The organism is Calothrix sp. FACHB-168, assembly GCF_963889195.1.
Classification (GTDB): domain Bacteria; phylum Cyanobacteriota; class Cyanobacteriia; order Cyanobacteriales; family Nostocaceae; genus Aulosira; species Aulosira anomala_A.
Map to the genome: position 1 here is coordinate 261,112 of NZ_CAWPNJ010000019.1, position 17,636 is coordinate 278,747.

Here is a 17,636-nt window from a genome sequence, read left to right on the forward strand (position 1 = left end):
CGCGTAGGTTGGGCTTACCGTGTGTAAACCCAACAAATCGCCGAAAATGTTGGGTTTCGTTCCTCAACCCAACCTACGTTTATCCTTAACTATTCACGCCAGGTTTTGACACAACCGAAAAGCTGTCTTTCCCATGCCCCATGCCCAATGCCCCATGCCCATACTCATTTTTAAGCTAAAAATTTCGGTAATAGGAAGTTAAATGACACAATCACCAAATCCCAGCAGTATGGGTAATTTTTTGACGATTTGGGTAGGTAAATTGGTTTCTACCATTGGTAGTAATATGAGTAACTTTGCGATCGCAATTTGGGCTTGGGAAATTACAGGTAAAGCTACAACTCTCACCCTTGTTGGTTTTTTTAGCTTGTTACCAGGAATTGCGATCGCGGCTATCAGTGGTGTAATTATAGACCGCTTTAATCGTAAATTACTGATGATGGTGGGCGATACTGTTGCAGTGCTAACGACGATAACGATGATGCTACTGTATCTCACAAATCACCTAGAAATCTGGCATTTGTATATAGCTAGTGCTTTAGTTGGGACATTTAACCAGTTTCAATCTTTAGCTTATTCGGCAACAGTATCGTTATTAGTCCCTAAGCAACATTATACCCGTGCTAGCAGTCTCGAATTTTTATCAAGTTATGGCAGTAATATTGTTGCTCCCGCTTTAGCCGGATATCTTTATCAAGTTATTGGTTTATTAGGAATTTGGCTGATTGATATTTCTACTTTTGCGATCGCCATGACTAGTTTACTATTGACTCGCATTCCTCAACTATCCCCAAGCGATGTAGATGAAACTCCCACCAAGATTTGGCAAGATTTAGGCTTTGGTTTTCGCTACATTCTGGAACGCAAAAGCTTAATCGCGCTTTTAATCGTCACATCTGTGTTTTGGTTTGCCCATGACGTTGGGGATTCTCTCTATACACCGATGATTTTAGCTCGAACCGATAATAATACCGTGATTTTGGGCAGTTTAGCGGCTGCGGCTGGTTTTGGCGGTGTGACTGGAGCCATCATTATTAGTACCTGGGGTGGTTTTAAAAAGAAAATCAACGGTGTTTTATTGGGAATGATTGGCGCAGGATTGAGCAAAATTATCTTTGGTTTGGCTCGAACGCCTTGGATTTGGATACCTACACAGTTTTGTTCTTCTTTCAATTTCCCGTTCAACGGTAGCTCTGAGAGCGCCATTTGGTTAGCTAAAGTTGCTCCTAATATTCAAGGAAGGGTATTTGCTGCCCATACATTAATTTTACAATCTGGGTCGGCAGTAGCTTATTTAATTGCCGGGCCTTTAGCAGATAAAATATTTGCTCCTGCATTAACCGCAAGTAATAGTCGTGCGGGAACTCTGACAACAATATTTGGTACGGGAGCAGGTGCGGGGATAGCCCTACTTTATGTCATCTGTGCTGTATGTATGCTAGTGATTGGGTGTGCTGGATTTTATATTCGCCAATTGCGGGATATTGAGAGAATTTTGCCCGATCATGATACTGAATATGCAGCGATTACGGGTGAAAAATAGAAATTTAGCGATCGCTTCTTGTTAAACCCGAATACAACATTAATGAATCGCCATTATAATTAGCGTCAAATATAATACATTGCTTATATTTAGTATATGTATATCCTATTTCACTAAATTTAATTCATAACATCTACTAATGTATTAGCTATTGCTTCAGTGTATTAATTCTCGGTAAAGTAATTTCAGCTTATTAAAAATAACTCTCAATAATAATGAGAATAACTTGCATAGAGAAGCTTCACTATCTTAACTGTCGCCAAATCGGTAGTTAGCTCAACTAATAATAGACAAATGGGCATTGGGCATTGGGCATAGAAAGATTGATTTTTATGGAGTCTCTGGCAAAAATCTTTATTCTCACTTTCTTCTCTGCGCCTCTGCGCGACGGCAGTCGCTACAACAGGGGAAACCCCCACAACGCGCTGCCTCCTCTGCGTGAGACAAACCCACCAATAAGCAACGCCAGACAAAGTATGGACTTACGCATTGCCAAAAAGCTTTATTTATTGAACCGCCTTCGCGTAGCGTCTCGCAGAGAAGACGCCAAGAACGCCAAGAACGCTTTCGCGCAGCGTCTCCCCTTAGGAGAAGAATTACTAGTGGTCTGTCCCATTAATTTTAAGGGGTAAAAAACGAACCGCGAAGACGCGAAGTGCGCGAAGGAAGAGAAAAGAAGAAGAAACTTACCCTACATAATTAATCAGACAAAGCACTAGATTGTGCCTAAGTTCTAAAAGTATGGAAGTACCTAACCCCTAACCCCTAATCAACATGAGTAAATACGATCGTTCCTCTGTTTCCTACCAACCTAACTGTTCTACTGTTGTAGAACTATTAGGTTTGAGAAGTTCTACACAACCAAATCGAGATGCTTTTACATTTCTGTTAGATGGGGAAACAGAACAAGCAACCCTCAGCTATCAAGAATTAGATCGGCTAGCGCGTAGAGTTGCGGCTCGGTTACAAGGGTTAGGCTTAACAGGCGAACGGGCTTTACTGCTGTATCCGGCGGGTTTAGATTTTTTAATTGCCTTTTTTGGGTGCTTATATGCAGGAGTTGTGGCGGTAACTGCATATCCTCCGCGAAATCAACGCAATACACCCAGAATCACCGCAATAGCTAATGATGCACAAGCTGCGATCGCACTGACAACAAAAGAACTTTTCTCAACAGTCCAGTCTCTAATGACAGCAAAGACTGACAGTAAATCATTGCAATGGCTAACTACTGATAATCTGACGGAGGGTTTAGAAGATAATTGGCAAAAACCACATATTGATAGAGATACCCTCGCTTTTCTGCAATATACTTCTGGTTCTACAGGTACGCCCAAGGGTGTGATGATTAGTCATGGTAACCTGCTGCACAATGCCCAGACAACTTGTCAATTTATGGAGCATTCCGCAGACAGTAAATTTGTTACCTGGTTGCCTATGTATCATGATATGGGTCTCATCGGTGGGATATTGCAACCTTTATATGGCGGTTTTCCTTGCATTATCATGGCTCCTGCTGCCTTTCTTCAACGTCCATATCGTTGGTTGCAAGCAATTTCGCAATATCAAGGGACAACCAGTGGCGGCCCTAATTTTGCTTATGATTTATGCGTCCAGAAAATCACTCCCGAACAAAAAGCAACTCTCGATTTGAGTAGTTGGAATGTAGCTTTTAATGGTGCGGAACCTATTCGTTACGATACCTTACAACGTTTTGCAGAGGCGTTTGCAGAATGTAGGTTCCGGAAAGAGGCGTTTTATCCATGTTACGGTATGGCGGAAACTACCCTCATGGTGTCAGGTGTAGATAAGGCTACCGCACCATTAGTCAAAGCGCTTGAGAAATCTGCATTAGAATGTAATCGCTTCGTCGAAGCATCTGTTACAGATGAGAATTTCTCTCAATTTGTTAGTTGTGGTCGAGTGATCCCACAACAGAAAGTAGTCATTACCAATCCGGAGACGCTGAAAACTTGTCAACCCGATGAAATTGGGGAAATTTGGGTATCTGGTTTAAGTGTAGGGCAAGGTTATTGGGATCGAGAGCAAGAGACAAAAGAGACATTCCAAGCTTATTTAGCAGATACAGGAGAAGGGCCTTTTCTGCGAACGGGAGATTTAGGTTTTTTGCAGGATGGAGAGCTGTTTATTACAGGTAGAGCTAAAGATTTAATTATTATTAGAGGTCGCAATCTTTACCCACAAGATATAGAATTAACCTGCGAACGCAGTCATCCATCCTTACGTGCTGGTGCTAGCGCTGCATTTACAGTTGAAATTGACAATGAAGAAAAGCTAGTCATCGTCCAAGAATTAGAATTTCGCGCCAAACCGAATTTAGCAGAGGTAGTCAATGCTATTCGTCAAGGAGTGACTGAAGAACATGAAGTACAAGTTTATGCAGTGGTTTTAATTAAACCGGGAAGTATACCCAAAACTTCTAGTGGTAAAATTCAACGACGGGCAACAAGCTCTCAATTCCAGAATGGCGAACTGAATATAATTGCCAGTGATATTCTCAAAATTAGCGATCGCGTCAGTACAGAAACTAACTTACAACGTTCTCAACTGTTGGCGCTCTCTCCCAAGGAATGTCAAACGGCTCTAGAAGCATATTTAATTGAACTCTTAGCAAGAGTATTGTTCATTTCATCAGATGCGATCGCACCTCAAGAACCATTGAGTAGGCTGGGGCTTGATTCGTTAAAAGTATTTGAAATCAAGAATCGGATTGAAGTTGACTTAGAAGTAGATATATCTATAGCCGATTTTTTTGCAGGAATGAGCTTGCGATCGCTCGTGACTCAGATATTGGCTCAAATTAGTTCCCCATCCCTTACCCAACAACAGATAAATAGATCTCATACATCTACTTATCCCTTATCTTTTGCTCAACAGGGATTATGGTTTATCAATCAGCTAAATCCCAATAGTCCTACATATAATATTCCCCTAATTATTCGCCTCCAAGGTTGGGTTAACTTAATAGCCTTAGAGGACAGTCTGAACGAGATTATTCAACGACACCAAGTATTACGCACAAGTTTGACAGTAGTAGATGAACAACCAGTGCAAGTCATCCACCAAGCTCAACCGATAAATTTGATAGTTGAGGATTTGCGAGAGCTACCAGAAACAGAACGCGATCGCACTTTGCAAAGTTTAGCTAGAGAGTTTGCACAGCAGCCTTTTGACCTCTCTAATCATTCACTATTACGGGCTAAAATTTGGCAAATTAATGACAAAAATTATTATTTAGCTCTGACTATCCATCATATAATTGCAGATGGTTGGTCTGTAGGTGTCCTGATCCAAGAGCTAACTGCAATATACGCAGCATTTTCTACTGGCAAAGCTTCACCACTGCTTGAATTACCAATTCAGTATGGAGATTTTGTCAATTGGCAACGAAAATGGCTCGATTCTCAACGCATTCAACCATTATTGACTTATTGGAAACAAAAGTTGCAGGGTGAGCTACCTGTACTCAATTTACCTACAGACTATCCACGCCCGCCAGTGCAAACTTTCCAAGGTAGTCAAGCTAAATTAGTGATTTCTCCAGCCTTGACACAACAACTGAAGCATTTTAGCAGTCAGCAGGAAGTCACTTTATTTATGACCTTGTTGACAGCCTTCAAAATATTACTCTATCGATACACTGGTCAAACTGATATTTTAGTTGGTTCACCCATTGCTAATCGCCATAGAGCAGAAACTCAATCATTAATAGGATTTTTTGTCAATGTTTTGGTCTTGCGTACAGAGCTTGCTGATAACCTGAGTTTTCAGGATTTGTTAATGCGAGTCAAATCAACAACTTTAGAAGCTTATGTTCATCAAGATTTACCCTTAGAAAAATTAGTAGAAGAACTACAGCCCAGCAGAGATTTAAGTTACAATCCACTATTTCAAGTGATGTTTGTGCTGCAAAATATTCCCAAACCAAATTTAAGTTTATCTGATGTAGCTGTAAGTTATGAAGAGGGTGATAATGGTACATCTAAGTTTGATTTGACATTATTTATGGAGGATTCTCCAGCAGGCTTAGTTGCAACTTGTGAATACAACAGAGATTTATTTCATGCAGATACTATTAACCGGATGCTGGGACATTTCCAGACGTTGATAGAAAGTATAGTTAGCAATCCCAAACAAAGTATTTCTCAATTACAACTATTAACGCCACCGGAAACTCAGCAGTTATTAGTGGAATGGAATAATACCCAGACTGATTACCCTGAAGATAAATGCATTCATCAGTTATTTGAGGAACAGGTAGAGAAAACACCAGATGCAATTGCAGTAATTTTTGAAAATCAACAATTAACCTATAGAGAGTTAAACAGCCAAGCAAATCAGCTAGCACATTACCTACAAGAATTAGGTGTTAAACCAGAGACGATTGTGGGTATTTACATGGAGCGATCGCTCTTGATGGTGGTAGCGTTAATCGCAGTCCTGAAAGCTGGTGGAGCTTATTTACCCCTTGAGCCATCCTACCCCAAAGAGCGGTTAGCTTTTATGCTAGAAGATGCGCAAGTTTCATTAGTATTAACTCAAGCAGATTTAAGCAATCAATTACCACAACATCCAGCCCAATTTATATCTGTAGATATTAAAGATTTAGGAGATAAAAATTATAGTTACAACAATCCCCATAGCGATGTTAAACCAGAAAATTTAGTATATGTAATTTATACATCTGGTTCTACAGGCAAACCTAAAGGTGTAATGAATATTCATCGGGGTTTGTGTAATCGTTTATTGTGGATGCAAGATACTTATCAATTAACATCAACCGACCGAGTCTTACAAAAAACCCCCTTTAGTTTTGATGTTTCCGTTTGGGAATTTTTCTGGACTTTGCTAACTGGTGCTACCTTAGTTATTGCTAAACCAGGCGGTCATCAACAGCCACGCTATTTAGTTGAATTGATATCACAGCAGCAAGTAACTGTACTGCATTTTGTACCTTCCATGCTGCAAGTTTTTCTTGAAGAAACAGAACATCAAAAATGTCAAAGTATCAAACATGTAATTTGTAGCGGCGAAGCTTTAAATTACGATTTACAGCAAAGATTTTTTCAGAGTTTTGCTGCGGAATTACATAATCTTTACGGCCCGACAGAAGCATCTATTGATGTGACAGCATGGCGATGTGAATCTGTGAATGATGAAAAGATTGTACCCATAGGTCGTCCCATTGCCAATACACAAATATTTATTTTAGATCGACATTTACAACCCGTTCCCGTTGGCGTTCCGGGGGAATTATATATTGGTGGTTTAGGATTGGCGCGAGGTTATTTAAATAGAGCAGAATTAACTCAAGAAAAGTTTATTAATCATCCATTTAAAGAGTTACAATCTAATAATAGATTTGACCGACTTTACAAAACGGGAGATTTAGCCCGCTACCGTTCAAATGGTAACATTGAGTTTTTAGGCAGAATAGATTATCAAGTAAAAATTCGGGGAAATCGCCTTGAGCTAGGAGAAATTGAAGCTGTATTAATGCAGCATCCCCAGGTAAGAGAGGCGGTAGTTATAGCGAGAGAAGATATATTAGATGATTGGCGTTTAGTTGCATATCTAGTAGTTCGGGGAAATACTCAACCTTCTATTAATGAACTACGGGGATTTATCCAAGCCAAACTACCCGACTATATGCTTCCTCACAGCTTTATTTTATTAGATGCTTTACCTTTGACAGCTAACGGAAAAGTAGATCGTCGGGCTTTACCTGTTCCTCAGAGCTTGCGTCCACAATTAACAACTAATTATCAACTACCCCAGTCACAAATAGAACAAAAAATAGCCAAAGTTTGGCAAGAATTACTCCATATTGAACAAGTGGGTATTCATGATAACTTTTTTGATTTAGGCGGACATTCTCTACTGATGTTGAAAGTTAATCAAAAACTCAGCGCGATTTTGCAGCGCGATTTATCAGTAGTGACAATGTTTCAAAACCCAACTATTTACTCGCTAGCGCAATATTTAAGCCAAGAACAACAAATTTCTTTTAGCGGAACTAGCGATCGCGCTCAAAAGCAAATTGAGGCTATCAATCGCCAAAAGCAATTATTGAGCAAACAAGGTAGAAAAAATCATGGTTAGCAATATAGATAATGATGCTCTCGAAGGAATTGCCATAGTTGGGATGTCAGGGCGTTTTCCAGGAGCGAAAAATCTCGCAGAATTTTGGCAGAATTTATCCAATGGAATAGAGTCAATTTCCACCTTCAGCGATGAAGAGATGGTAGCAGAGGGGATAAATCCGGAAGCTATTGGCGATCGCGATTATGTCAAAGCCAGTGCCATATTAGAAGATATTGATTTATTTGACGCCGCATTTTTTAATTTTTCCCATCGCGAAGCAGAGGTTACTGACCCCCAGCACCGTCTTTTTTTAGAATGTGCTTGGGAAGCCTTAGAAAATGCTGGCTATGATTCCCATCGATATAAAGGTCGGATTGGAGTTTATGCTGGTGCTAGCCTAAATAACTATTATGCTGTAGATTTAAACCGCGATCGCATCGGCTCGGCACAGTGTTATCAGACTCTCATAGGTAACGATAAAGATTTCCTAACAACTCGTGTTTCCTATAAATTAAATCTCACAGGCCCTAGTATTACAGTTCAAACAGCTTGTTCCACCTCATTAGTAGCCGTGACATTGGCTTGTCAAAGCTTGTTAAACTATCAATGCGATATGGCTTTGGCTGGTGGGGTATCTATTCGCATACCCCAAAAAACAGGTTACTTGTACGAACAGGGAGGAACCCTTTCACCGGATGGTCGCTGTCGTGCTTTTGATGCTCAAGCCCAAGGTACAACTATTGGTAACGGTGTGGGAGTTGTGCTTCTCAAACGATTGAGCGAGGCTTTAGCAGATGGCGATCGCATTTATGCAGTAATTAAAGGTTGCGCCATTAATAATGATGGTTCCCTGAAAGTGGGCTACACAGCGCCTAGCGTCAATGGTCAAGCTCAAGTAATAGCCGAGGCGATGATGCTTGCAGCTGTGGAACCAGAGACAATCAACTATATCGAAGCTCATGGTACTGGTACAACCTTAGGTGATCCCATTGAAATCGCCGCACTTTCGCAAGTATTTCGTAGCAGTACCCAGAAAAAAGGCTTTTGTGCGATCGGTTCAGTCAAGACAAATATCGGTCATTTAGATGCAGCAGCTGGGGTTGCGGGATTGATCAAAACAGTTTTGTCTTTGAAACACAAGCAAATACCACCCAGCTTAAATTTTAACCAACCCAATCCGCAAATTGATTTTGCCAATAGCCCCTTTGAGGTAAATACCAAGCTCAGAGAATGGAAATCTGGGAATACACCCCGACGCGCCGGTGTGAGTTCTTTGGGGATTGGTGGGACTAATGCTCATGTGATTTTAGAAGAAGCACCCTTTTTCAAGCAGGGAGCAGGCTTCCGCCGTGAGCGTCAGCCGAACGGGAGCAGGGAGCAGGGGAGAAAGCATAAATTATTGGTACTTTCTGCCAAAACCGCATCAGCGCTTGAAACGGCGACAGAAAATTTAGCTAATTACCTGCAACTACATCCCGATGAGAACTTAGGAGATATTGCCTATACCCTACAAGTTGGGCGTGCTGAATTTAATCATCGTCGCCTATTATTTTGTCAAAATATCGAGGATGCAGCTAAAGCCTTGCAACTCCGAGATCCCGAAAGAATTGCTACGAGCTTAGTTGAAAATAGCGATTCCTCTATCGTCTTTATGTTCCCCGGACAAGGCGCTCAGTATGTAGATATGGGTAAAGAACTTTACCAAACTGAGCTAATCTTTCAGCAACAGGTTGATTTATGTTGTCAATTGCTGCAACCTCATTTAGGGCTAGATTTGCGCACAATTATTTATCCCCAGGAATCTGAAGCTAAAACCGCATCTGAAAAATTACAACAAACTGCTATTACCCAACCTGCATTATTTGTAGTTGAATATGCTTTAGCTAAATTATGGCTGTCTTGGGGAATTTCACCCAGCGCCATGATTGGTCATAGTATTGGCGAATATGTCGCCGCTTGTCTTGCTGGTGTATTTTCCCTGAAAGATGCTTTGGCTGTAGTTGCTATGCGTGGGCGACTGATGCAACAACTTCCCCCAGGTGCAATGCTTTCGATTTCGCGATCGCAAGCAGAAATAAAAACTTTACTCAATGAAGAAATACTCAAGGAAAATATATCTCTAGCTGCTAATAATGCACCTTCTTTATGCGTTGTTTCTGGGACTCACGAAGCTATAGATGCAATTCATCAAAAACTTACAGCATTAGGTGTCGAATCTCGCCGTCTGCATACTTCCCATGCTTTCCATTCAGCAATGATGGAACCGATGATCGAGCCATTTATCCAAGAAGTTAAAAAAGTTAAACTCAATCCGCCAGCAATTCCTTTTATTTCCAATGTCACAGGAACTTGGATAACTCCACAGCAAGCCACAGATCCTCAATACTGGGCAAAACATCTACTACAAACCGTGCAGTTTGCATTAGGTATCTCTACATTACAACAACAAGCAAATCCTATCTTATTAGAAGTAGGGCCGGGACGTAGTTTGTGTACCTTGGCGAAAAAACATGCCGATTTTCTTGGGCTGTGTTCCCTACGCCATCCTCAAGAAAAGCAATCAGATGTAGCATTCTTACTAAATACATTAGGTAAACTTTGGCTCTATGGAGTAAAGATAAATTGGTCGGGATTTTATGCTAACGAGCAACGTTATCGTCTTCCCCTACCAACATATCCCTTTGAACGCCAGCGTTATTGGTTGGAAGACTATAAACATAAATATGCACCTTCCTCTATTAGTAAAAAGTCAGATATTACAGATTGGTTTTATCTACCTTTATGGCAACAATCTCCACCTCCCATATCACAATTTGAATTAAAGTTACAAAAATCTAGCATTTTAGTATTTACAAACGAGTTAAGCTTAAGTTTTCAATTAATCAAGCAACTAGAAATTCACAATCAAGATGTGATTTTGGTGCAAGCGGGTACAAAATTTGCTAAATTGAATGCTAACCAATACAGTATCAATCCTCAACATAGCAGTGACTACGATATTTTATTTCAACAACTAAAAGCAGAAAATAAGCTACCTACAAAAATTGTGCATTTGTGGAACATTAATACGACTAATTCCACAGATGACGAATTAGCATTACTCAAAGAAAGCCAATACCAAGGATTTTATAGTTTACTATTTATAGTCCAGGCTATCAATAAACTCAATATTTCACAGCCATTACAAATCACAATAATTTCTCATAGCATCCAAGCAGTAACCGGAGAGGAAAATATCTCTCCAGAAAAAGCTACTTTATGCGGAGCAATTAAAGTTATCCCTCAAGAGTATTCCCAAATCCAATGTCGGCACATTGATATTGTCATTCCCTTACCAGGAAGTTTACAAGAAGATAAGCTGACAAATCTACTTTTAGCAGAAATTATTAGTCCTGGTACTGATTCAATCATTGCTTATCGCGGTAATCATCGATGGGTACAAACCTTTGCACCAATCCGATTACAACAATCGCCAAAAGAAGCACCAAAATTAAGAGAAAAAGGAGTTTATCTAATTACAGGTGGTTTGGGAGGAATTGGACTAATATTAGCAGAATATTTAGCCAAAAATTTCCAAGCTAAACTAATATTAATAGGACGTACAGTCATTCCTCCTAAAGATGATTGGTCTGCATGGCTAGAGAATCATGATGCACAAAATTTAACTAGCTGCAAGATTCAGAAATTGCAGGAATTAGAAAAGCTAGGTGCTGAGGTTTTGACAATCGCTGCTGATGTTGCGAACCTGGAACAAATGCAAGCAGCATGGGTGAAAGCAGAATTACTATATGGTCAAATTAATGGTGTAATTCATGCTGCCGGTATCACTGAAGAAAAATCATTTTCATTTATTGAACAGACCCAGAAAATCGACTGCGAACGGCAATTTATCCCCAAAGTATATGGATTATTAGTATTAAAAAAAATCTGTAGCGATAAAAAACTTGATTTTTGTGTATTAATGTCTTCCTTATCTTCAGTATTAGGAGGATTAGGATATATTGCCTACTCTGCTGCTAATAGTTATATGGATGCTTTTGTACATCAATATAATCAAAGTCATCCTAACTCGTGGATAACTGTTAATTGGGATGCTTGGCAAACTGTCAAAACAGAGTCAGAAAATCAATCATACTTTGCTACTGGACTAGCAAATTTAGCTATTAAACCAAATGAAGGTGTAGAAGCTTTTCCCAGAATTTTGCATTGTAGTCAAAAAATCAATCAAGTTGTTGTATCTACCGCAGACCTACAAACTAGAATTAATCAATGGGTAAATTTAGCTAATGTCCCAGAAGAAAATATTAGCCAAAAACCTAATTTATCACTTCATCCTCGACCTAATTTACAAAATCCTTATGTTGCTCCAAGAAATGAAACCGAGCAAAAAATAGCAGTGGTATGGCAAAAATTGATTGCTACAGAACAAGTTGGTATTTACGATAACTTTTTTGAGTTGGGTGGCGATTCGCTGCTCATGGTACAGGTACGCAGTAAATTGCAAGCTATTTTAAACTGCAATATCTCAACATCTGACTTATTTGAATATCCCACCATCCAGGCCTTAGCAGAATATCTCAGTCAGACACAAAACAAACAACCAGCTTTTGAGCAAGCACAAGACCGCGCCAAGAAGCAAGAAGCCGCAATTGAAGAAGAAGCACAGTTAATTAAGCAAAGAAGGAGATATACATGAACAATAAATTAAAAGGTATAGCTATTATTGGGATGGCTGGCCGATTTCCTGGTGCTAAAAACGTCGCTCAATTTTGGCAAAACTTGTGTGATGGTGTTGAGTCTATTTCCTACTTTAATGATGAAGAGTTATTAGCTTCAGGTGTAGACCCTGCTGATTTGCAAAATCCTCACTATGTAAAAGCTGGGTTTGTGCTAGAAGATATTGAGATGTTTGATGCTGCATTTTTTGGTTTTTCTCCTAGAGAAGCTGAAATTCTCGATCCTCAGCAGCGAATTTTTTTAGAATGTGCTTGGGAAGCATTAGAAAATGCTGGTTATAATCCGAAATCTGACAACAACTTAACCGGTTTATATGCTGGGGGAAACTTAAGTACTTACTTATTCAACAATCTTGCTTCACACCCTGAGCTTCTAAAATCGCTAAATCTGCAAGTTACCCTTGGTAATGATAAAGATTTTATTCCTACACGAGTTTCCTACAAACTGAATTTAAAAGGGCCCAGCGTGAATGTTGGTACAGCTTGTTCTACTTCCTTAGTCGCTGTTCATTTAGCTTGTCGGGGATTGCTGAGTTACCAATGTGACATGGCACTAGCTGGAGGTATTGCAATTCACCTTCCCCAAGTAGAGGGTTATTTCTATCAAGCTGGAGGAATGGCTTCTTGTGATGGACACACTCGTGCTTTTGATGCTAAAGCTACTGGTGGCCCTTTTGGTAGAGGCGCAGGTATTGTAGTTCTCAAGAGATTAGAAGATGCTGTTGCAGATGGTGACTATATTTATGGAGTAATTAAAGGTTCTGCGATTAATAATGATGGAGCAGTAAAAGTCAGTTATACAGCTCCAAGTGTCGCCGGACAAGCAGAAGTAATCGCCGAAGCTCAAGCGATCGCATCTTTTGAACCTGATACAATTACTTACATTGAAACTCATGGTACAGGTACAGCCCTTGGCGATCCGATTGAAATTCGCGCCTTAGAAAAGGTATTTCGTGCCAAAACTGATCAAAAAAGTTACTGTGCGATTGGTTCAGTTAAACCGAATGTCAGCCATTTAAATACAGCAGCTGGGGTAGCAGGCTTAATGAAAACTGCTCTAGCTCTTAAGTATCAAAAAATACCACCAAGTTTGTATTTTGAGGAACCCAATCCAGAGATAGACTTTGCCAATAGCCCTTTTTACGTAAATACACAACTCCGTAAATGGGAAACAAATGACACACCCCGCCGTGCTGGAGTCAGTTCTTTTGGTCTTGGGGGGACTAATGCTCATGTGGTTTTGGAAGAAGCACCATTTTTAAAGCAGGGAGCAGGGAGCAGGGAGCAGGGGAGAAACCAGGAATTATTGGTACTTTCTGCCAAAACTGAATCGGCTTTAGAGACGGCGACTGTAAATTTAGTTAAGCATCTGCAACAGCATCCAGAATTGAACCTTGCAGATGTAGCCTATACATTACAAGTTGGTCGTCATCCGTTTACCCATCGGCGTGCGGTTGTTTGTCGAGATATTGAAGATGCCATAATTGCTCTCCAGAGTCCCCAAAGAGTCTTGACGAACAATCAAGAACCAAATCAACGCCCCATCGCTTTTATGTTTACTGGGTTAGGAACTCAGTATATTAATATGGCTGGGGAACTGTATCAAGTAGAACCAACTTTTCGCGAACATCTTGACCGTTGTTTTACTTTATTCCAACCTCTTTTAGGTGTTGACCTCAAACAAGTTATTTATCCTCCTTCTTCAGCACCTCAAGCCGCAAGCAATGAGAAGCCGGGTATTAATTTACGTCAAATGTTGGGGCGCGATACTCAAGCAATCAACCCGGCTACAGAGAAACTTAATCAAACTTATTTGACTCAACCGGCGTTATTTGCGGTGGAGTATGCTTTAGCTCAATTATGGATGTCTTGGGGAATTCGTCCCGTAGCGATGATTGGTTATAGCATTGGTGAATATGTAGCAGCAACCTTAGCAGGGGTATTATCTTTAGAAAATGCGATCGCTCTGGTGGCTGCTAGGGCGCAAGCGATCCAAAAGTTACCAGGGGGCGCGATGTTAGCGGTTCCCTTAACAGAGCAACAAGTCCAACCTTACTTAAATGAAAACCTTTCTCTGTCAGCAGTTAATGGCGAATTTCAATGTGTAGTAGCGGGAACTACCCAAGCTGTAGAGGAATTATCTCAAAAGTTACGCGCCCAGGGTTTAGCTTGTCGTCAATTGCAAACATCACACGCTTTTCATTCTTTCATGATGAGCGCGATCGCTGATTCTTTCACCCAACTAGTACAAACCATCAATCTCCAACCACCGCAAATCCCTTATCTATCCAACGTCACGGGAACCTGGATTACAGCCGAGCAAGCCACAAATCCCGCCTATTGGACACAGCATCTATGTCAACCAGTACGCTTTGCGGATGGATTACAGCAATTATGGCAACAGCACCACCCGATTTTATTAGAGGTAGGCGCAGGACAAGCATTAAGCAGTTTGGCAAAGCAATGTTTAGATAATATTGCTGGCGATGATTTGATAGTCTTATCTTCCCTCCGCTATGCCTATGAGCAACAGTCAGATATTGCTTTTATATTGAATACATTAGGGCAACTATGGCTAGAGGGAGTCAACATAGATTGGTCAAAATTTCATCGTCATGAGCATCGATCTCGCCTTCCCTTACCAACCTATCCCTTTGAGCGACAACGATATTGGATTGAACCACAAAAATTATCATCTGGAGAAATAACGCCTCAAACCCAATCTACATCATTGCTCTGGGAATCTCTAGTAGCAGCAGGGAAACGCCAAGCTGCTATGGGTGCGGCAAACTTGGATGCGCAAATTTTACAAGAAAAGAAACAATGGTGCGATCGCCTTTGCATTGCTTATATTCATCTGGCAATATCACAATTAGGAATTTTCCAAAATCCCGAACGCCAGTATTCTTTAGAGGAATTGATTGCAGAATCTCAAATTGTTCCTACCTACAAAGAATTATTAAATCGATGGCTGGAAATATTAGTAGAGCAAGGTAAGTTAAATAAAGCCCAAGAATTGTTTGCTAATTTATCCCCAATTTCCGCAGAAGTTGTTAATCAGCTATTGCGAGAAGTTAAAGCTAAATGGACAGATACGCCACAACAAATAGAGCTACTACAACTTTATGGTGAAAATATGGTGGCGTTGTTAACTGGAGACAAAGAACCATTAGAGTTTCATGTTTCCACCTTATTTAAAGAAGGAGAATTTTCTGTTCAACAATTACCGCAACAACAGTACTATAACTCCATTATGGGGGTATGCTTAAAACAGTTGTTAAAAGTACTACCAGCAGATATCAATTTGCGAATTCTAGAAATTGGTGGTGGAACTGGTACGGGGACTGCTGAATTATTACCGATGCTGCCACAAGAGAAAACAAAATATACCTTTACTGATGTGAGTGGGTTTTTTCTCAACGCAGCCAAAAAGAAATTTAGCGATTATCCATTTGTAGAATATGGATTATTAGATATTGAGCGATCGCCACAAGCACAAGGATATTCAAGTTACAGCTTTGATATTATCGTAGCTTTTCAAGTGCTGCATGTTTCTAACAATATTGGCGAAACTCTCGAACGACTTCGTTCTTTACTTGCACCTGGCGGTTTACTACTATTTTGGGAAACAACTCAACCCCGGATAGAATTTGAATTTATAGACGCGCTGCTAATGAATCCAATAGCAGATGCGCAAAGCCAGCGTAATATGTGCAATCCCTTTTTATCACAAGAAAAATGGGAACAAGAACTCAAATCTCATGGTTTTGAACAAGTAATAGCATTCTCAGAATTTGCATCTTTTACAGACCATATAATTTTAGCTCAAGCAACTACCTCAGCCGCATTTACCGAGAAAAATACTATTCCCAAAGCTAATATATCTACTCACCATTCCCGACCAAAATTAAAAAATGCTTATGCTCCACCTACCAACGAACTAGAGCAAAAACTAGTTGAAGTTTATCAACAGTTTCTCGGTATTGAACAAATAGGTATTCATGATAGCTTCTTTGCATTAGGTGGCGACTCACTAACAGGAACAGTCTTAATTTCGCAACTGCGCACAATTTTTCAAATTGACTTCCCAGTACGCCTTTTGTTTGAAGCTCCAACTATTGCTGAATTCGCCTTAGTAATTGAAGAAATTCTCATCGAAGAATTAGAAGAATTAGAAGAAACATCCGATATGCAACTGTCAACATAGCAGTGGCATCGCAAAGCTAAAATGGTGCATTAATAAAACTCTTGTGGGATGGGCGTCTCGCCCGTCCTGGGCGGACAAGATGTCCACCCCACAAGAAAATTATATTGCAACATTTTAGGCGTTATAACGCACCGCATTATCTAAATTTAATAAATTCCAAAAATGTCAATCTATTCAGGATAACAATTATGAAAATTCAAACTGTCGGTGTGGTTGGTGCAGGTGTCATGGGTATAGGAGTCGCCCAAAACCTTGCGCAAACAGGCCATGATGTAATTTTGGTAGATATTAAAGCAGAAATTCTCGCTAAAGCTCAACAAGAAATTAAAAACAATATTCGCTTCCAGTCTTTATTTCAAAAAACAGACAAAACAACTAATCTAGAAGAAGTCATTAACAGAATAGAATTTTCAACCGACTATAAACTTTTAGAAAATGCTGACTTTGTTATAGAAAATGTCACCGAAAAATGGGATAATAAAAAACAAGTATATTCCTTAATAGATGCCATCTGTCCAGCAGATTGTGTATTTGCTGCTAATACCTCCGCAATTCCCATTACCCGCATTGCTTCGGCTACAAAACGTGCCGATAAAGTGCTTGGTATTCACTTCATGAACCCCGTACCAATGAAGCCAATGGTAGAGATGATTCGCGGCTACCATACTTCAGAAACCACAATTGAGATAGCCCAAAAAATGCTAGCTCAGATGGGTAAAGAATGGGTAATTGTTAATGATTCACCCGGCTTTGTTTCTAATCGTGTATTAATGTTAACTATTAACGAAGCTGTTTTCTTATTACAAGACCAAGTTGCAACAGCAGCAGATATAGATAAAATCTTTAAAGGCTGTTTTGGTCATAAAATGGGGCCTTTAGAAACAGCAGATTTAATTGGTTTAGACACAATTTTATTTTCTATTGAAGTGTTGTACGAAAACTTTAACGATAGTAAATATAGACCATGTCCTTTACTCAAAAAAATGGTAGATGCAGGACTATATGGAAGAAAAAATGGCAAAGGCTTTTATGTCTATCAATAATA

5 protein-coding genes are annotated in these 17,636 nt (G+C 39.9%); all 5 read left to right on the forward strand.

Annotated features, from left to right (window positions below; all coding sequences use genetic code 11):
- The first annotated feature begins 202 nt into the window (after positions 1-202).
- On the forward strand, positions 203-1,543 hold the full coding sequence (locus AACW45_RS12355; protein ID WP_190628127.1) for an MFS transporter: 1,341 nt from the start codon (positions 203-205) through the stop codon (positions 1,541-1,543).
- Between the two features lie 774 nt (positions 1,544-2,317).
- The gene (locus AACW45_RS12360) at positions 2,318-7,666 is read left to right on the forward strand and encodes a non-ribosomal peptide synthetase (RefSeq protein ID WP_190628128.1); all 5,349 of its coding nucleotides are present in this window, start codon (positions 2,318-2,320) and stop codon (positions 7,664-7,666) included.
- The gene (locus tag AACW45_RS12365) at positions 7,659-12,344 is read left to right on the forward strand and encodes a type I polyketide synthase (RefSeq protein ID WP_190628129.1); all 4,686 of its coding nucleotides are present in this window, start codon (positions 7,659-7,661) and stop codon (positions 12,342-12,344) included. The genes AACW45_RS12360 and AACW45_RS12365 overlap by 8 nt, the downstream gene beginning before the upstream one ends.
- Positions 12,341-16,591, forward strand: coding sequence for a type I polyketide synthase (locus AACW45_RS12370; protein ID WP_190628130.1), 4,251 nt, complete (start codon positions 12,341-12,343; stop codon positions 16,589-16,591). Before AACW45_RS12365 ends, AACW45_RS12370 begins: the two co-directional genes overlap by 4 nt.
- A 188-nt stretch (positions 16,592-16,779) precedes the next feature.
- Positions 16,780-17,634, forward strand: coding sequence for a 3-hydroxyacyl-CoA dehydrogenase family protein (locus AACW45_RS12375; RefSeq protein ID WP_190628131.1), 855 nt, complete (start codon positions 16,780-16,782; stop codon positions 17,632-17,634).
- Positions 17,635-17,636: the final 2 nt, after the last annotated feature.